This is a genomic window from Paenibacillus gansuensis, assembly GCF_042684925.1.
In the GTDB taxonomy this organism is placed as follows: domain Bacteria; phylum Bacillota; class Bacilli; order Paenibacillales; family DY6; genus Paenibacillus_N; species Paenibacillus_N gansuensis.
Genome location: NZ_JBHUME010000005.1, coordinates 263489 through 279284, shown reverse-complemented (window position 1 = coordinate 279284; position 15796 = coordinate 263489). Strand labels below are relative to the sequence as shown.

The window sequence follows — 15796 nt, the reverse complement described above, 5'->3', positions numbered from 1 at the left end:
TATGCGCCAAAAGGGGGTACTGTAAATGGCAGGCAACAACCGGGAAGAATCACTGCCCAATCGCGATTTACTGAAAGCGGCCGATGAAGTAGCCGAACACCGTTACAACGTTACCGACTATGAGGGAGAAGGCCAGCTTTCTCAAGGAACAGCCACTACTCATGAGCAGTACAGCGACGCCTATAAAGCCGGAACTTCGGATGGAGTCGTGATGTTAGAAAACGGTGAAACATGTAAGCTTTACGATGATGAGACGGCAACAAATAACGATACCGGGACTGCAAACGATTGAGTCTCCCCCAACGGCTTCCGCTCCTAGCGGAAGCCGTTTTGCATCTGCATCGATCCTGTCTTTCCCCTTTCCATGTTTCAAAGCAAATACTGCCGTTTAAGAATAGGCATGCAAGACAAACCCAATACGAAACGACAAAGGAGTGGTAAGCATGTGGAGTTTTCTTATTAGTATTATTATGGCGATCGTAATCGGTCTGATCGGCGACGCATTAGTAAAAAACGATATGCCGGGCGGGGTGATCGGCTCGATGATCGCCGGCTTTGTAGGTGCTTGGCTGGGTAATCTGCTTCTTGGCAACTGGGGTCCGGACATCGGCGGTTTCGCGGTGATTCCAGCCATCATCGGCGCTGCATTGTTCGTCTTCCTGCTTGGCATTATTTTCAGAATGTTCCGCAGAACTGCTTAATCAACATCCCGAAGTTTAACCATTACTTTCAACCAAAAAGGAGAGGATTTTCATGAGTACTCAAACTAAGAGCGGCGGCGGCATGATGACAGGAATTATTGTCGGCGGCCTGGTGGGAGCAGCTGCAGGGCTTCTATTCGCTCCAAAGAAAGGCACCGAGCTTCGTCAAGACTTAATGAGCTCCTGCTCTACTTTGAATGAAAAGACATCGGAATTAACCGGTACGCTGGGGACAAAGGCTAAAGACCTTGCTTCCAATGTCGGAACCCAAGCCGGCAGCGTTGCGGGTCAGGCTTCCCAGATGTTGAGCAAAGCTAAGGAACTGGGACAAGGCGCTATCGAAGAATACAAAACTTGGCGGAACGAGCAAAAAGCTGCCGATCCGTTTTCCGGGACGGGAGATACAGTACTTTCATCTTCTTCCCCTTCCGGCAAGGAATCAAGTTACAGTGCAACTTCTTCGGCTACATCAACAGGATCCGGTTACGGCTCCACTTCCACATCTTCCACCGGAACCTTAGATCATAACAAGTCTGGTAACCAGTCGTCTAAATAAGCTTAAGCCCATACACGCATTCCAGAGAAATAGCCAGCCGTTCTATCTTCATAGAAACTGGCTATTTTTTCTTCCCATACAACTTGGAGGTGAACAGCCATGCCGGCAAGCACAACGAACAGAAACCGTACCCCCGGTACGCGCACATCAGGAACTTTTACCGAACGGGATTGGACACACAAAGATGTGGAAACTCCCGGCTCCCGCACGGAAGAACAGAAGGACATCCGAAAGCTGGACGGTAAAATTGAGACGTTAAATCACTTTTTTGAAAAAGGCGAGTTTAAGGACATTATTGAAAATTACGGAAACATGAAAAAAAGGCTCTTCAACAACTTTACCGCGGGACTTGCCCGGGGACTGGGAATGACACTTGGAACAGCACTGGTTATCGGTCTTTTGGGATGGCTGTTAAGCATGTTTATCGATATGCCGGTCATCGGAAAATATATCGCCGATTTGCAGGATTATATTAACGCGTACAAATAAGCAAGAAAGCGAGGCGAACCTGCATGAAACCTGTATCGGATCAAGAAACACTTCCTCATACACGGCTGCCCTATCATCTGCTTCATAATGTTTTGACAGGTCTCGGTTACTCACACGGACAAGATGAGGAGGCTTTTACCTATCGGTATGTACTTAGTGACGAATCTTCAAGCGGCGAAACTGTCCTTCTTCTTCCCTATCATATGTCGGCCGATGACCGGACCGCCTCCGTGGAATGGGTCAATGCAGCTGTAACAGCCGGTAAAGCGGAGCAAGAGCTGCGCACTGAAGCTTCGGCCAAACTCCACGAGACAGCGGAAGTTCTTCGGCGGAAGCTGGAAGACTGGGAGAAAATGCAGCAAAGCAACAACAGTTCTATGGCCCAGAACGAAAAGGAAATGATCCGGCTCGGCAAGGATATGGAAGGCATGAAGACGAACGGAGAGCTGCGTGAGCGCGGCGTCGTACCGGATCCGATCCAATCGTAATCATATACATTCTGATATGTTGAAGTACAAGAAAGAACCCTAACCATTCCCGGTTAGGGTTCTTTGCTGGGCTCGGGGGCGGAGCGCTGCAGGATGAAGAGCCGGAGCGCGTGCTGCACAATGACCTTGGCAATGGCATAAAGCGGAACGGCCAGGAGCATGCCCAGAAAACCGGCCAGGCTGGCGGATACTAATAGCAGCATGATGATCGTAAGCGGATGGATATCCAGCTTTCTGCCCATAATATGGGGCGATAATAAATTCCCTTCGATCTGCTGTGCGATAGTGACGACTATGACTACTTTTACAACCATGGACGGAGAGTGAATAAACGCTACAATGATGCTTGGAATGACGCCTATTAGCTGACCCACAGAGGGGATCACATTGGTCATCATAGCCAGGATAGCCAGGAGAAGTGAGTATTCCATGCCGATAATCGAATACCCTATATAAATAATAACACCCAACACCAGGCTTACGATAAACTGTCCCTGAATATACGAGCTGAGCGCGTCATCCATCTCCGTAAGTATTTTGCGCCCCTCTACTTCATGCCTTTGCGGCAGCCACCGAAGCAGAATGTGAGGCACTTTCTCCCCGTCTTTCAGCATATAAAACAGGATAAACGGAACCATTCCGAGAATGACGAGAATGCCTGTAGTGACCGCCATTAAATTGAGCGCCCTGTCTCCTATCGTTGTCATCGCCCCGCTGAAATAGTCTGCCACCCGGTCGGTGAGATCCGTATTTCCTTCCTGAAACAGGCCTCTCGCCCATGGCTTCGCCTGCAATTCCAGCAGCTGGCTTCGAAAGCTGTCGATCAGTTCCGGAAGATTGGCGATCAGCATTTCTACCTGCTTCCTGATGACAGGTCCTATGAACATGCTCAAACTGACTATGACACACGTTATGAGCAAATAAAGCACAACGATCGATAAGGTCCGGCTGATTCTCCTTCGTTCGAGCAAGAGCACCACAGGCCGTAAAATGTAGTAGAATACACCCGCAAGCAGAAAAGGGAAGAACAGAGCTTTCCCTATCGTCCACAAGGGCCTGAATATAAAATCCACCTGATGCAGCAGCCAGACAATCACGAGAAACACGATCATCCCGTAGCCGATTCGAAAATATTTGCCTTGGGGCATACCAGACACCTCTCTATATACACATCATAAAAGCGGGCCTGCCAGCCCGCTTCTGTCAGCACTTCTATGACTGCCGGATTAACCGGCCAGAATCGTTGACCATTCGTCTTCCGTAAATTTATTATGGATGACCCATTGGACGGTAATGCTTTCTTTGTCCGGTTTATTAAAGGAGTTATTTTGAAGATAATATCCCTTTTCTTTTGCAATGGTATACATGTGGCAGAAATACTGCGACGCTGAAATCGCATCATCCTCATTTGTAAACGTTTCCAAAGGAATCCCGAACCCCAGCGGGTTTAGCAACGATTGAATGCTGAGCTCGTACTTGGCCTCCGTCTTCTCAACAACCAATATTTCGCTGTCAAAACATTTCACACGATGTTTCACCTTTTGCATTGTTCTCACCACCTGAAGGGATTTTGTAAGGCTTTTGGGGTTAGTTATCTTTACCCTTTGCCCATATACTTGAATCGTTTCCTCGATAATTTAACTTTGGTTTGGCTCGGCCAGCAGCCGCTTCAGCTTCTCCATAGCTCTGCGCTGGATTCGGGAAACACTCATTTGGGACATTCCCAGCTCCTGCGCGATCATCCGTTGGGAATACCCTTTTTGGTAGCTTAGATTCAATATACTCCGCTCTTCTTCTTTCAGTCTCTCAAATGCCTGCGCAAGGTCCAGCCTATTCTCAATCTGTGAATAATCGTCCGCGTCCGAAGAGATCATATCACCGATCGTTGTTGCGGCCTCCTCGGCCGATAGAGGCGTATCCAAAGATACATATTGATAGCACTCTCTTCCCGCCAGAATTTCGACCGTTTCCTCCACTGAGAGCTGCAAATGCTCTGCAATCTCGGCTATATTGGGGGATCTTTCCAGCTGCATGGTCAACTCGTCTATTGCCTGTTGGAACAGGACTCCCTTTTCCTTGATTCTCCGCGGAACTTGAATATACCAAGAGCTGTCCCGCAGGTAGTTCTTCATCCGTCCAATCAAGCTTTTCATCGCATACGGCTCGAACGGGATCCCCAAACTTGCATCATATTGGCTGAACAGCTTCAATAATGCAATTTGTCCTATTTGATACAGATCTTCGTACAGGTCATTGCGGTTGCGGGACATTTTGATGGCGGCCAGTTTGACCATCGGTTCGAAGTGCTGCAGAAGCTCGGTTGCGACATCATGGCTGCCGGTTTGCTGATACAGCTGAATCCGGTCCAGCTGTTCCTGCTCAAGCGTGCGCCCGGTCTGCGGCTTCATAACCATCCGCTCCTGTGAACTTGTTTCATGAGCACCACTTCCGTACCGCCGTCCTGCGTAATATGCACTTGATCGACAAGGCTGTTCAGCATGAGCATGCTTAGTTGAAAATCGTCTTGAGCCGGCGGGATCGAGCGCTGATAGAAATAGCCGGATTCCTCGTCTTTTACGATAATCGTAAGGGTTTCACTGTCCATTAGAAAAGAAAGCTGCAGCTCTCCGCTTTTCCCATTCCGTTCTCCAAAAGAGACGGCACCCCGGCAAGCTTCGGTCACAGCTATTTTCATATCTTCCATATCTTCAAAACAAAATCCCATCTTGCTTGCTATGCCGTATAACGCGGCAAGAACTACATCCATATAACGTTCATCCGCCGGTATGTATAACTTCACCGATTCTTTCTCGTTAGTCATCGCTCTCAATCCTTTCCAAATGAGGGTCACGGTAGATTTCACGGCGCGTCCAAACTGACGCATGATTTATTTCTAATTAAACCCAAACAAAATGTTTGAATCGGAATTCTCTGCCGGTGTTTAGCCAAAGGGCTGTAAGGTTAGATAAGGGGTAGGCAATACATCTTGATCCATAAAAATAAGTTCATTGGAGGAGAAATACCTATGCCAACCAAAACAAAAAATGTAAATACGCTCGAGGAAGCGCTGAATCAGCAGGTAGCCAATTTCTCTGTAATGTACATGAAGCTTCACCACTATCACTGGTTCGTTACCGGCCCTACTTTCTTCTCGCTGCATCCGAAGTTCGAAGAAATGTACAATGAGGTCACCCTTCATTTAGACGCACTGGCTGAGCGAATGCTGGGTCTAGGCTACAAGCCGGCTTCCCGGCTGCAGGACGTGCTGAAAGCCGCTACGATCAACGAAGCGGAAGGCGGCGAAAGCGCAGAAGAGATGGTAAATCAGGTGGTTGCGGATTTCACGCAGCTTTGCGATGAATTGAAGGAGGCCATTACGATGGCGGAGGAAGACAAAGAAGACGATGCTACGGCTGACATGCTGACGGAGTTCAAGCTGGCGCTGGAAAAACACGTGTATATGATGAATAACTTCCTTGGAAAAAAACGTTGAATTGATACTGGAGAGGGGCGAACATCTTGAATACTGCAGGAAAGCAACAAGAGGTGAACCTGAAACGTCTGCAAGGGAAAGTAGCCTTTATTACCGGTTCCGGTTCCGGCATCGGGAAAGCGGCGGCCCTTCGGCTTGCAGAAGAGGGAGCCAAAATCGGGCTGATCGATCTGAAAGGCGATAATGTCAATAAAGTCAAACGGCAGATCGAAGAAGCCGGCGGCGAAGCGATTGCACTCGATGTGGATGTTTCCGACCCTGTGCAGGTAAAGCAGGCCGTGAAAGAAGTCATCGGTACATGGGGAAAGCTCGACATTGTGTTTGCGAATGCCGGCATTAACGGCACGCTCGCTCCGATTGAAGATATGGAGATGGAGGACTGGAGCAAAACGATCAGTATCGACTTAACCGGCACCTTCCTAACAGTGAAATATGCAATACCGCACCTCAAAGAAAATGGCGGAAGCATTATTATCACCAGCTCCATTAACGGGAACCGTGTTTTCTCCGGCTTCGGAATGAGCGCCTATTCAACTGCAAAAGCAGGTCAGGTTGCCTTTATGCAAATGGCCGCTTTGGAATTGGCGCAATACAAAATACGGGTCAACGCGATTTGTCCCGGTGCCATCTCTACACATATTGATCAAAGCACAAAGAGAACCCCTGAACTTGATAAGATCGAAATTCCGATCGAGTTTCCGAAAGGCGGAAGCCAGCCGCTGGAAGACGGCCCAGGTTCCCCTAAACAGGTAGCAAATCTAGTGCTCTTCCTTGCCTCCGAGGAATCGAACCACATCACCGGCACTCCGATCTATATCGACGGAGCGGAATCACTGCTTAGATAGGTAACAGAGTAACATAGAAACGTAGAAACACCTGGCTGTTATACCTATAGGGTATGGCAAGCCGGGTGTTTTCTGTTGTGATAAACCAATATAGCAAAAAGGAAAATAAGCAGCTCCCCGACACTTGATCCGGGGAGCTGCTTTGGCAAGTACATAGATTCAATTCAGATTAACAGGCCGCTGCTATAAGCAGGCAACTCTTTGTCTACGCCGATATAGTCTTCTTCCGGAGTAATAACACCGTTAGGTCCTATAATGACATTTTCGTAATCCGCATCGGCATCAACACGACTTCCATGCAGAACGACACAATTTTTGAGCCTTGCACCGCGAGCAATGCGGGATTCGTGAAAAATAACACAGTTTTCTACGTTTCCTTCAATGATGCAATCTCCTGCTATCAGAGAATTCCGCACAATGGAATGAAGGGCATATTGGGTCGGCGAGCTTTCGATCGCAGGCGTAAAGACCGTTTGGTCTCCTCCAAGCAGCTGCTCCCATACCTGCGGACGAAGAAGGTCAAGGCTTGCTTTTAAATAGCTGGATGTGCAGCTTATGTTGGCCGTATAGCCGTAATACGGATGAGCAAACACTTCGCAGGCGCCGTCCGCATGAAGCACTGCATCCATAAGGGTAGTAAATTTGCCTTCGGCATAAGTTTTACGGACCTGTTGTACTAAAAAGTCTTTGCTCATCACCGCCGTACCCATATACACATTCTGAATGCCATGGTTCCAGGCCGTATGGCTTGGAGCCGCGCCAGTAACATATCCCTTGCTGTCAAGCTGCAATACATCGCAGCCTGCCGGCATTTCTTCCTGAGCAGGATCAATAGGTTTGTACAAAACGGTGACATCCGCATTCCGCTGCTGATGCATTTCGAACAACTGCAAATAGTTGGCCGAGCTGATCATATGGCTGGAAGTCAGCAGAACATAAGATTCCGGGCAGCTTTCCAAATAATCGAGATGGGCATAGAATTTATGAACATCCCCGGTCAAGTAACCGAAATCCAGGAACGTCGGCAGCACGGTCAATCCCCCTCGGCGGCGTTCCATCCCCCATGCCTTGCCTGACGAAACATGATTGATCAACGCACGCGAATTCGCATTGGAAAGGACCGCTGCTTTAGTAATGCCGGAATTCACCAAATTCGATAAGGCAAAATCGATCAGCTTGTAATTCGCGGCAAACGGGAGTGTGCCTACGCAGCGGTTCCAGGTAAGTTCCGCCAATGCCTCTTCTTTGGTATGTGTCAGGTTAACGATTCCAAGAATATCCTGCATGTTATCCGATCCTTTCCAGTAAATGTAGTAGCTGCTTTTCGCGTGAGGTGAAGATGACCTTGTTATCCTTCTCCAGTGGAACTATGTCTTCCTTGCAAACCAATGATACCGATTGGGAGTTGCCTACGATGTCGCCGTCCGCAAGCACCGTTCCCTCCCCGATAATCGCATTATGGATTTGAACGTTTCTGCCGATTTTCACGTTCGGCATGATGACGGAATTACGGATAACGGAACCTTCACCTACTTTGACTCCATACGAGAGAACCGAAGACGAAACGTCACCTGAAACTTGGCATCCGTCGCTCAAAAGCGAGTTGGCGATAGATGCGGTAGCAGAAATATATTGAGGACTTCTCGACTGGGAAGCGGTGTATAGAGGCCAGCGCTTCGAATTCAACTTGAACAGCGGCTGTTCGCCCAGCAAATCCATATGAGCCTCCCATAAGCTTTCAATCGTTCCTACATCGCGCCAGTAGCCTTCGAACGGATAGGCATACAGCTTCACCTTGTCAGCTAGCATAGCAGGAATGATATCTTTGCCGAAATCATGGGAAGAGCCGGGAATCAGTTCGTCCCGCATCAAATATGTTTTTAACACGTCCCATTTAAATACATAAATCCCCATGGAAGCCAGGTTGCTCTTCGGATTGGCCGGTTTCTCGGCAAATTCCGTAATCCGGTCCTCGCCGTCGGTAAACATGATGCCGAATCGGCTTGCCTCTTCCCACTTCACGCCTACGACCGAAATGGTCACATCCGCTCCCGTAGTTTTATGTCGATCGATTAAAGCGCGGTAATCCATGTTGTAGATGTGATCGCCGGACAAAATCAGTACATATTCCGGGTTGCAGCTATCCAGATAAGCGAGATTCTGGTAGACCGCATTAGCCGTCCCGGTGTACCACTTCATCTCCTTCTTATCCATATAGGGCGGTAATACGGTTAAGCCGCCGCGGTCATGATGCAAATCCCAAGGGGTTCCCACACCCAAGTGCGAGCCTAAAGCTAACGGCTGGTATTGCGTCAGCACACCAACGGTGTCGATACCGGAGTTTGCACAGTTGCTCAGGGCAAAATCGATAATGCGGTACTTCCCCCCGAAATGTACGGCGGGCTTTGCCACATTGGCTGTCAGAGACTTCAGGCGGGTCCCTTCTCCTCCTGCCAGCAGCATGGCAACACATTCTGTTCGTTTCATTCTCTATCGTCACCTTTCATCTGGTTATCAAGTTTATAAACGCGAATCTACTCTATTAACGTTTGTATTGATTTATACACTCGCTACCGTCAGATGAAACAAGAAACATTGTAGAAAGTTACAGAAGTTTCAAAGTGTCGAAAACAGTTGATAAATGTAATAAAAGATATAGAGCGGGGTTTTATATAAAGAAAAAGGAGGATTCATCGTTTGAATTCAGAAACCGGAATATGGGTCGGACCAGGGAATATCGCTTCTCCGGCTGCCTGCGCTTCCTTGAAAGGGCATGTAGAAAGCGATACTGCCGTCATAGGGGGAGGGTTTACGGGCTTGCTATGCGCACTGAAGCTTGCAGAGGCAGGGGAGAACGTCGTTCTGCTGGAAGAGGGTTCGAATCCGGCTGTAGAAGCGGCGCATGCTGCTGGGACCATAATTCATACCGGATCAATGATGCTTCATGAGCGGGCAGCCGTCATCGGGACAGACGCAGCGGTGCAGTTTCAGCGGTTCTGCTGCAAAGCCGCGGCCGACCTGCAGCGGCTTGGCACACAGCTGCCGCACGCCGCCATCCAGCGGCGGAGCAGCCTCCGCTTCGCGGACAGCGACGCCGACACGCTGCGGCTGGCAAGAGAGTACCGTGCGTTCTCCGCGCACGGGATCCCGGCCGCCTTCCTCGAGGAATCCGAGCTGCGGCGGCTGTACCCCTTCCGCAAGGCCGCTGCGTTCTGCACGCACGGCCATGCGGAGATGAACCCGGCCGGCTTCGCGGACGGCCTGGCAGAGCGTGCCCGTACAGCCGGGGTGCGGCTGTACGGTGACAGTGCCGTCCTCGGCCGGGAACAGGCCGGACGGCGCTACCTGCTGCATACGGCCTTAGGCCGGGTAAGCGCCCGCAGCGTCATCTACGCAGGCGGGCAAGAAGGACCCGGGGCCGGATGCAGCAGAAAAAACCGCGTACGGAAGATCCGGACGTACGCGGGGATTACCCCGCCGCTCCATAACCTGGACCGGTGGGAATACAGCAGCTTTCTTGAGAATACAGAGCAGGCTCAGCTGCGTGTACGGACAACCCCTGAGGGGCGGCTTCTGGCATCTGTTACCGAACATGCGGTACCGGACAGGCCCGTTCTTCCTTCAGAGAGACAAGCGTCTTTCCGGAACCTGCAAGACAAGCTTCGCGACCTGTTTCCGGAACACCCCGTCAGCCTTGAGAAACAATGGATCCTTCACGGGGAAGATGCGGGAGCATCGCTTCCTGTCATCGGGGAAGATTCCGAGAAACGCGGGATCTATTACGGATTCGGGAGCGGTTATAATCAACCCGTTCTGAGCATGCTGGCAGCCGATATTCTTACCTGTCAGGTACAAGGACAAACCCACCCGGCAGCAGAGCTGTTTCGTACATCAAGTAAACTATCTAACGTGGTTTGAACAAAACAGCCCCGGTCACCCGACCGGGGCTGCTGCTTTATCCGTCCATAACATCCTGATAATCCGTCAACAGTTCTTTCAGCTTATCTACCGCCCGCTTCTGGATCCGGGACACGCTCATTTGGGACACGCCCAGCATTTGGGCAATCATGCGCTGAGATAAGCCTTTCTCGTAAGCAAGGGTAAGCACTTTCTGTTCATCGTCTTTCAGTTTGACGAAAGCCTCGCGAAGATCAAGCTTCTTCTCCACGGAATCATAATCATCCACACCGCTGCCGATCAAGTCGCCGATGGTTGCCGCGCTTTCCTCATGGGAAAGAGGAGTGTCAAGTGATACATATTTATAGCACTCCCGGCCGGCTAGAACCTCCATCGTTTCTTCCAGGGACAATTGCAGGTGTTCCGCAATCTCCTCGACAGAAGGCGAACGCTCCAGCTTGACGGTCAGGTCGTCAATTGCCTGCTGGATAACAAAGCCTTTTTCCTTCACTCTGCGCGGAACTTGCACATACCAGGCTTTGTCACGCAGGTAATTTTTCATATGACCGATGACGCTTTTCATTGCATAGGGCTCAAATTGAATGCCGACGTTGGTATCGTACTGGTCAAATAACCGGAGCAGAGACAGCTGCCCCACCTGATATAAATCTTCATACAGATCCGGGCGGTTGCGCGAAATTTTGCCGGCAGCAATTTTGACGATGGACTCATATTGCTTCAATAAAGCTGTGGCAATATCATTGTCGCGGGTTTGCTGATATTCCAGAATTTGAGCAATCCAATCATACTGCGGTTGTTGCGAAGCAGAGCCGGGCATCATGCCATCTCCTTCTCCGCACTGCGGCTAAGCAGCTTTGTCAGCACTACCTCCGTACCGCTGTTACTTTCAACGCGTACATCATCCATTAAGGCCTGCATCAAGTACAAGCCCAACCCGCCCGCTTGAACTTCTTCCAACTGCTTGTCATGCATCGATGCACGGTTCGGATCGCGGCCTTCCACATTGAAGCTCTTGCCTTCGTCTTTCACCGTAATGCTTAGAGAATCCACGCCGCGCTCGAACCGGATTTCCATATAGCCTGCCGCTATGCCCTCATAAGCATGAAGCACTGCATTGTTGCAGGCCTCGGATACAGCTACTTTCATATCTTCAATCTGCTCATACGAAAAGCCCATTTTGACAGCAATGCCATATAAGGTCAGCCTTACGATATCCACATACTCCGCATCTGCCGGGAGTTTCAAACTTACGTATTTGTCTGCTGCATTCATTCTTCTCTTCGATCCTTTCTTTATGCGAATTGTCCGTTTGTCGGGATGAATTTGGAAACGCCGGTCATGTCGAACAGACGCTTGATTTTCACTGGAATGTCTTCTACAAGGAAAGGCCCCTTATTGGCAGTTCTTGCCTTGAGGATCGAAAGAATGATTCCAATGCCTGTGCTGTCAATATAGGTCAGGTCTTTCAGATTCAGTACCAGCGTTCTTTCCGTCTGCTCCATCAGCGGTTCAACGGCTGAGCGCATCTCGCCTGCCATGGAAAGATCAAGCTCTCCGCTCACATACAGCACGCATTCATTCTCTTTGTTTTCCGTTCTGATTTGAAACTTATCCATCTGATTCATTAAGATCCCTCTCTATAAATAAAATATTTTTTAGTATATATAGCTGTCTGTTCTAATTAAACCACGTAACATCAAATTGAAACACAAATTTCATAACAAAACTTTTCCAATATGTGGAATGCGCCTGTTTAGAGAAAGGTCGACCGTGGTAAGGACTGATAGACGGCAAGACATTCAGACTGCAGATTACCAACTTACCTAATGGAGGTTATGAATGATGGATGAGAATAAAAATGTAGAAATCGAACAGCGCCATGTAGAGCATAAATCGGATTCCAGCCTGGTGGCGTCGACACTCATTAAGTATGTGGCTTATATTATCATCATTTTCGGTATCTTATACTTCCTGGTGCAGTATGTTTTCCCTAAGTTCTGACCCGCGTCTTGTACATTCCATAAGAGGTGACATCTATGAAGAAGGCACATGTAAATGCAAAAAAGGATAAACAGTTCCGCCAGCCGAAGCAGGCTCAACGCCGCTCTGAGGCAGTTGAAAATCCGCTCAAAGAATTTTACAGCCTGATGCTGGAATACGGCACACCGAAAACAAAGCAGCAAATTCTGCAAATGGATCTTTCGTTCACTAAGTAAGGCTATCGGGGTCTTTCGAAGAGGAGCGACCGCGTTCAAATGTAGGTTTATTCGCCTTATGTGGTAAAAAGGCCGAACCCATAACCCGGGTTCGGCCTTTTTTTGTCGTTACAACTTCATATCTTGATTACTGTTAAAACACTCATTCAGAAGATTGCGTAATTGCTTGATCTTCAACGGTTTGGTTAGAACGGACTGCATTCCTGCCTCAATACATTTGTTCTTATCGTCATCCAGAACGTTGGCGGTCATGGCCACGACAGGCGGAGCATTTTCATCTTTGCTTTGGATCAGCCTGCAAGCCTCGAGCCCATCCATTACCGGCATCTGCATATCCATCAGGATCAGGTCATACCGGTTTTGTAATGCCAGATCAACGGCGGCCGCCCCGTTCTCAGCCAGGTCCATATCTATTTCTAATTTCCCCAGCATACATCCGATCAGTCTCTGATTGATGACATTATCCTCCGCCACAAGCACGCGTTTTCTGGCGGAACCCTGATCGGTATGGGGGCTGCCTGCAGCCAGCCTGTCTTCCGCAATAAGGGATTGAAAGGAGACAGGCTGCTCGTATCCTTCCGTTGCAACATCCCTGTTCTTGGACTCTTCGAACTCCAATACATCCGGATTATGATATGGGGCCAGCAGCAGGGTGAAAATAAACATCGTCCCCTGCCCTTCCTCAGGCGTTTCCACATAAATCCGGCCGCCCATCAGTTCTACCAGGTTTTTACAGATGGCCAGTCCCAATCCCGTTCCGCCGTATTTGCGGGTCATGGAAGAATCCAGCTGAGAGAAAGGTTTAAATAAATGTTCCACTTTGTCCGGAGGGATGCCGATTCCCGTATCTTTTACACAGAATCGGATTTCCATCAGCTCATCATCTTCCTGAATCTTGTCTACCAGGATATAAACGCCGCCTCTTTCCGTGAATTTGACGGCATTGCCGACGAGGTTCATCAGAATCTGCCTTAGACGGGTAGTATCTCCAGAAAACCATGCGGGAAGATCAGGAGTTACACAGTAGATCATTTCCAGATCATATTCCTTGGATTTCGCAGTGAACAGGTCCAAGGCTTCTTCAATCAGACCCTTCAGATTGAACGGCTGCTCTTCGAGCTCCATACGGCCCGACTCCATCTTGCTGATATCCAGAATATCGTTGATGATGGCTACCAGAGCGTCGCCGCTTCTGCGGATAATATCGGCATACTCCTGCTGTTCCTCTGATAATCCCGTTTCCAGCAGTAAATCAGTCATGCCGATAACGCCGTTCATCGGCGTGCGGATTTCATGGCTCATCATCGCCAGAAATTCGCTCTTGGCTCTTGCAGCGATCTCAGCCCGTTCCTTTGCCTGCAAGAGCGCCCGTTCTGTCCGCTTTCGCTCGGTTATGTCGCTGATCGTGCAAGCGAAAATGCGGGCTTCCTCGATGATGGCCTCCCCGATTTGAATTTCAGCGTCGAAGGTGCTTCCATCCATTCGCTTGGGCTGTACCTCCGTTAATTTCCCGACGATATATTTGCCGTGAATCCCCACACCGTTGTTTTCCATATCCGAAAGGAAGGGCAGCAGCCGGGTAATATCCTGGCCGATCAGCGCATCTCCTTGATAGCCGAACATGGTCTCCACTGCAGGATTGACAGCGAGAATACGGCCTTCGTCATTAAAAGTGACCATAGAATCGATCGAAGTTTCGTGAATGACCCTGGCCTGGGCTTCCGCCTTGGAAAGACTGTACGTAACCCGCAGCAATTCACTGTTCATCTTTTCGAGTTCATGGGTTTTCTGATGCAGCAGCCTCGTCTGGGTCTGAAGTGTCTTGTTGCTGATATAGAGACTGACGAATCCTTCTATCTTAGACTTTAAAATTTGCGGTACGAACGGTTTCACCATGTAGTCCATTGCGCCGACGGAATATCCGGCAAACAGATGGTTGGTTTCTTTGCTGTTGGCTGAGATGAAGATAATCGGAATATGCTTTGTTTTCTCTCTCGCTTTGATCAGTTTGGCCGTCTGAAACCCATCCATCCCCGGCATCTGAACGTCCAGTACAATAACCGCAAAATCATGCTTTAACAGGTAACGGAGCGCTTCCTCCCCCGAGCCGGCCTTAACTAGATTATAGTTTTCTTCGGACAGTACTGCCTCCAGCGTCAGTAAATTTTCAGGCTGATCGTCCACCAGCAAAATGTTAATTGTGTCATCCATTTCAGAAGACAGCATTACGCTTCCCCTCCTTTCCGGCATTATGTGAATTTCATATATAAGTTTTCCCGGTCGCTGATGACCTGGTAACAGTCTGCGTAAGAAGTAAAATGAATGGACTCCTTACTGCCCAAAGCCAAAAATCCGTTAGGGCTGAGGCTTTCGTAAAACAGCTTATGAACGCGGTCCTGCAGCTCTTTATTGAAATAAATCAGTACGTTGCGGCACAAAATGACCTGAAATTCGTTAAAAGAACGGTCGGTCACCAGATTGTGCTCCGCAAAGATCATATTTTTTTTCAGGCTGGGATCAAAGATGACCGAATTATACTTCGCGGTATAGTAGGAGGAGAAAGACTGCTTCCCCCCCGCTTCTATATAATTCTGAGTGTATTGCTTCATTTTCTCAAGAGGATAAACTCCGGCTTTTGCTTTCTCCAAGGAAGCTTGATTCATATCGGTCGCATAAATCCGGGTACGGTCGTATAACCCTTCTTCCTGAAGCAAAATGGCCATCGAATACACTTCTTCCCCAGTGGAACACCCTGCATGCCATATACGGATATAAGGATAGTTGCGAAGAACGGGAACGATCTCTTCCCGGAATTTCAGAAACATGCCCGGGTCCCGGAACATTTCAGTGACGGAGATGCTTAAGTCAGAGAGAAGCCGGTCCAGGCATGCCCTGTCATGCAATGCTTTCTCCTGCAACCCCGAAATGGTTTGAAGTTTCTCCGAATAAACCCGGTGCCAGATCCGCCTTCGCAGTGAGCTGTAGGCATAATTGCGGAAATCAAACCCATAATAACGGTAAATCCCTTCCAACAGAAGCCCGATTTCAATCTTCTCCCGCTCTTCCTCGTCGGTATGCTTATTTTCCATA

21 protein-coding genes are annotated in these 15796 nt (G+C 49.1%); 10 read left to right on the top strand and 11 right to left on the bottom strand.

Features of this window, described 5'->3' with window-relative positions:
- Positions 1 to 25: 25 nt before the first annotated feature.
- The 5 genes from ACFSUF_RS05285 (at position 26) to ACFSUF_RS05265 (ending at position 2234) form a co-directional block, all read left to right on the top strand.
- On the top strand, positions 26 to 292 hold the full coding sequence (locus ACFSUF_RS05285) for a YozQ family protein (RefSeq protein ID WP_377600851.1): 267 nt from the start codon (positions 26 to 28) through the stop codon (positions 290 to 292).
- 151 nt (positions 293 to 443) lie between these two features.
- Positions 444 to 701, top strand: coding sequence for a GlsB/YeaQ/YmgE family stress response membrane protein (locus ACFSUF_RS05280; protein ID WP_377600850.1), 258 nt, complete (start codon positions 444 to 446; stop codon positions 699 to 701).
- 52 nt (positions 702 to 753) lie between these two features.
- Positions 754 to 1257, top strand: a complete 504-nt coding sequence (locus ACFSUF_RS05275) for a YtxH domain-containing protein (protein WP_377600848.1) — start codon at positions 754 to 756, stop codon at positions 1255 to 1257.
- 99 nt (positions 1258 to 1356) lie between these two features.
- A complete protein-coding gene (locus tag ACFSUF_RS05270) occupies positions 1357 to 1746 on the top strand; it encodes a DUF5665 domain-containing protein (RefSeq protein ID WP_377600847.1) in 390 nt (129 codons plus the stop codon).
- 23 nt (positions 1747 to 1769) lie between these two features.
- Positions 1770 to 2234, top strand: coding sequence for a hypothetical protein (locus tag ACFSUF_RS05265; RefSeq protein WP_377600845.1), 465 nt, complete (start codon positions 1770 to 1772; stop codon positions 2232 to 2234).
- Positions 2235 to 2287: 53 nt separating this feature from the next.
- Here the strand turns inward: ACFSUF_RS05265 and ACFSUF_RS05260 are convergent, their stop codons facing one another.
- The 4 genes from ACFSUF_RS05260 to ACFSUF_RS05245 form a co-directional block, all read right to left on the bottom strand.
- Positions 2288 to 3382, bottom strand: coding sequence for an AI-2E family transporter (locus tag ACFSUF_RS05260; RefSeq protein ID WP_377600842.1), 1095 nt, complete (start codon positions 3380 to 3382; stop codon positions 2288 to 2290).
- 78 nt (positions 3383 to 3460) lie between these two features.
- A complete protein-coding gene (locus tag ACFSUF_RS05255; protein ID WP_377600840.1) occupies positions 3461 to 3781 on the bottom strand; it encodes a hypothetical protein in 321 nt (106 codons plus the stop codon).
- Positions 3782 to 3871: 90 nt separating this feature from the next.
- The gene (locus tag ACFSUF_RS05250; RefSeq protein ID WP_377600838.1) at positions 3872 to 4642 is read right to left on the bottom strand and encodes a sigma-70 family RNA polymerase sigma factor; all 771 of its coding nucleotides are present in this window, start codon (positions 4640 to 4642) and stop codon (positions 3872 to 3874) included.
- Positions 4639 to 5055: an ATP-binding protein gene (locus tag ACFSUF_RS05245; RefSeq protein ID WP_377600836.1), complete on the bottom strand. Its 417-nt coding sequence runs from the start codon at positions 5053 to 5055 to the stop codon at positions 4639 to 4641. The genes ACFSUF_RS05250 and ACFSUF_RS05245 overlap by 4 nt, the downstream gene beginning before the upstream one ends.
- Before the next feature lie 204 nt (positions 5056 to 5259).
- Here ACFSUF_RS05245 and ACFSUF_RS05240 point away from each other — a divergent pair, with 204 nt between their 5' ends.
- A complete protein-coding gene (locus ACFSUF_RS05240) occupies positions 5260 to 5727 on the top strand; it encodes a Dps family protein (protein WP_377600834.1) in 468 nt (155 codons plus the stop codon).
- Positions 5728 to 5780: 53 nt separating this feature from the next.
- Positions 5781 to 6572: an SDR family oxidoreductase gene (locus tag ACFSUF_RS05235; protein ID WP_377601736.1), complete on the top strand. Its 792-nt coding sequence runs from the start codon at positions 5781 to 5783 to the stop codon at positions 6570 to 6572.
- A 164-nt stretch (positions 6573 to 6736) separates the two neighbouring features.
- Here the strand turns inward: ACFSUF_RS05235 and glgD are convergent, their stop codons facing one another.
- Together glgD and ACFSUF_RS05225 are read right to left on the bottom strand one after the other, a co-directional pair.
- On the bottom strand, positions 6737 to 7858 hold the full coding sequence (gene glgD / locus ACFSUF_RS05230; protein ID WP_377600832.1) for a glucose-1-phosphate adenylyltransferase subunit GlgD: 1122 nt from the start codon (positions 7856 to 7858) through the stop codon (positions 6737 to 6739).
- A 1-nt stretch (position 7859) separates the two neighbouring features.
- A complete protein-coding gene (locus tag ACFSUF_RS05225) occupies positions 7860 to 9059 on the bottom strand; it encodes a glucose-1-phosphate adenylyltransferase (protein WP_377600830.1) in 1200 nt (399 codons plus the stop codon).
- Between the two features lie 210 nt (positions 9060 to 9269).
- Between ACFSUF_RS05225 and ACFSUF_RS05220 the strand changes: the two genes are divergently transcribed.
- Positions 9270 to 10490 (top strand): NAD(P)/FAD-dependent oxidoreductase, encoded by a 1221-nt coding sequence (locus tag ACFSUF_RS05220; protein WP_377600829.1) that lies wholly within the window; start codon positions 9270 to 9272, stop codon positions 10488 to 10490.
- A gap of 37 nt (positions 10491 to 10527) precedes the next feature.
- On the opposite strand, the gene ACFSUF_RS05215 is transcribed toward ACFSUF_RS05220, so the two are convergent.
- Genes ACFSUF_RS05215 through ACFSUF_RS05205 form a run of 3 tightly spaced genes read right to left on the bottom strand, consistent with a single transcriptional unit; the run spans position 10528 to position 12115 of the window.
- Positions 10528 to 11310 (bottom strand): sigma-70 family RNA polymerase sigma factor, encoded by a 783-nt coding sequence (locus tag ACFSUF_RS05215; protein WP_377600827.1) that lies wholly within the window; start codon positions 11308 to 11310, stop codon positions 10528 to 10530.
- Positions 11307 to 11762: an anti-sigma B factor RsbW gene (gene rsbW, locus ACFSUF_RS05210; protein WP_377600825.1), complete on the bottom strand. Its 456-nt coding sequence runs from the start codon at positions 11760 to 11762 to the stop codon at positions 11307 to 11309. Before rsbW ends, ACFSUF_RS05215 begins: the two co-directional genes overlap by 4 nt.
- A 20-nt stretch (positions 11763 to 11782) precedes the next feature.
- Positions 11783 to 12115 (bottom strand): STAS domain-containing protein, encoded by a 333-nt coding sequence (locus tag ACFSUF_RS05205; protein ID WP_377600823.1) that lies wholly within the window; start codon positions 12113 to 12115, stop codon positions 11783 to 11785.
- Positions 12116 to 12329: 214 nt separating this feature from the next.
- Between ACFSUF_RS05205 and ACFSUF_RS05200 the strand changes: the two genes are divergently transcribed.
- Both ACFSUF_RS05200 and ACFSUF_RS05195 read left to right on the top strand, forming a co-directional pair.
- A complete protein-coding gene (locus ACFSUF_RS05200) occupies positions 12330 to 12491 on the top strand; it encodes a hypothetical protein (protein WP_377601790.1) in 162 nt (53 codons plus the stop codon).
- Positions 12492 to 12526: 35 nt separating this feature from the next.
- Positions 12527 to 12706: a hypothetical protein gene (locus tag ACFSUF_RS05195; RefSeq protein WP_377600821.1), complete on the top strand. Its 180-nt coding sequence runs from the start codon at positions 12527 to 12529 to the stop codon at positions 12704 to 12706.
- A gap of 108 nt (positions 12707 to 12814) precedes the next feature.
- Here the strand turns inward: ACFSUF_RS05195 and ACFSUF_RS05190 are convergent, their stop codons facing one another.
- Together ACFSUF_RS05190 and ACFSUF_RS05185 are read right to left on the bottom strand one after the other, a co-directional pair.
- Positions 12815 to 14932, bottom strand: coding sequence for a response regulator (locus ACFSUF_RS05190; protein ID WP_377600819.1), 2118 nt, complete (start codon positions 14930 to 14932; stop codon positions 12815 to 12817).
- Between the two features lie 23 nt (positions 14933 to 14955).
- Positions 14956 to 15795 carry a CheR family methyltransferase gene (locus tag ACFSUF_RS05185; RefSeq protein ID WP_377600817.1) on the bottom strand — a complete coding sequence of 280 codons (840 nt, stop codon included), beginning with the start codon at positions 15793 to 15795 and terminating at the stop codon, positions 14956 to 14958.
- Position 15796 lies beyond the last annotated feature (1 nt).

Bases quoted from the DNA above. Each gene is read 5' to 3' on its own strand.
- ACFSUF_RS05260 (WP_377600842.1), bottom strand. From the start codon at position 3,382: ATGCCCCAAGGCAAATATTTTCGAATCGGCTACGGGATGATCGTGTTT.
- ACFSUF_RS05225 (WP_377600830.1), bottom strand. From the start codon at position 9,059: ATGAAACGAACAGAATGTGTTGCCATGCTGCTGGCAGGAGGAGAAGGG.
- ACFSUF_RS05200 (WP_377601790.1), top strand. From the start codon at position 12,330: ATGATGGATGAGAATAAAAATGTAGAAATCGAACAGCGCCATGTAGAG.
- ACFSUF_RS05205 (WP_377600823.1), bottom strand. From the start codon at position 12,115: ATGAATCAGATGGATAAGTTTCAAATCAGAACGGAAAACAAAGAGAAT.
- ACFSUF_RS05275 (WP_377600848.1), top strand. From the start codon at position 754: ATGAGTACTCAAACTAAGAGCGGCGGCGGCATGATGACAGGAATTATT.
- ACFSUF_RS05190 (WP_377600819.1), bottom strand. From the start codon at position 14,932: ATGCTGTCTTCTGAAATGGATGACACAATTAACATTTTGCTGGTGGAC.
- ACFSUF_RS05215 (WP_377600827.1), bottom strand. From the start codon at position 11,310: ATGATGCCCGGCTCTGCTTCGCAACAACCGCAGTATGATTGGATTGCT.
- ACFSUF_RS05240 (WP_377600834.1), top strand. From the start codon at position 5,260: ATGCCAACCAAAACAAAAAATGTAAATACGCTCGAGGAAGCGCTGAAT.
- ACFSUF_RS05185 (WP_377600817.1), bottom strand. From the start codon at position 15,795: ATGGAAAATAAGCATACCGACGAGGAAGAGCGGGAGAAGATTGAAATC.
- ACFSUF_RS05250 (WP_377600838.1), bottom strand. From the start codon at position 4,642: ATGAAGCCGCAGACCGGGCGCACGCTTGAGCAGGAACAGCTGGACCGG.
- ACFSUF_RS05195 (WP_377600821.1), top strand. From the start codon at position 12,527: ATGAAGAAGGCACATGTAAATGCAAAAAAGGATAAACAGTTCCGCCAG.
- ACFSUF_RS05270 (WP_377600847.1), top strand. From the start codon at position 1,357: ATGCCGGCAAGCACAACGAACAGAAACCGTACCCCCGGTACGCGCACA.
- ACFSUF_RS05280 (WP_377600850.1), top strand. From the start codon at position 444: ATGTGGAGTTTTCTTATTAGTATTATTATGGCGATCGTAATCGGTCTG.
- ACFSUF_RS05285 (WP_377600851.1), top strand. From the start codon at position 26: ATGGCAGGCAACAACCGGGAAGAATCACTGCCCAATCGCGATTTACTG.
- ACFSUF_RS05255 (WP_377600840.1), bottom strand. From the start codon at position 3,781: ATGCAAAAGGTGAAACATCGTGTGAAATGTTTTGACAGCGAAATATTG.
- glgD (WP_377600832.1), bottom strand. From the start codon at position 7,858: ATGCAGGATATTCTTGGAATCGTTAACCTGACACATACCAAAGAAGAG.
- rsbW (WP_377600825.1), bottom strand. From the start codon at position 11,762: ATGAATGCAGCAGACAAATACGTAAGTTTGAAACTCCCGGCAGATGCG.
- ACFSUF_RS05245 (WP_377600836.1), bottom strand. From the start codon at position 5,055: ATGACTAACGAGAAAGAATCGGTGAAGTTATACATACCGGCGGATGAA.
- ACFSUF_RS05265 (WP_377600845.1), top strand. From the start codon at position 1,770: ATGAAACCTGTATCGGATCAAGAAACACTTCCTCATACACGGCTGCCC.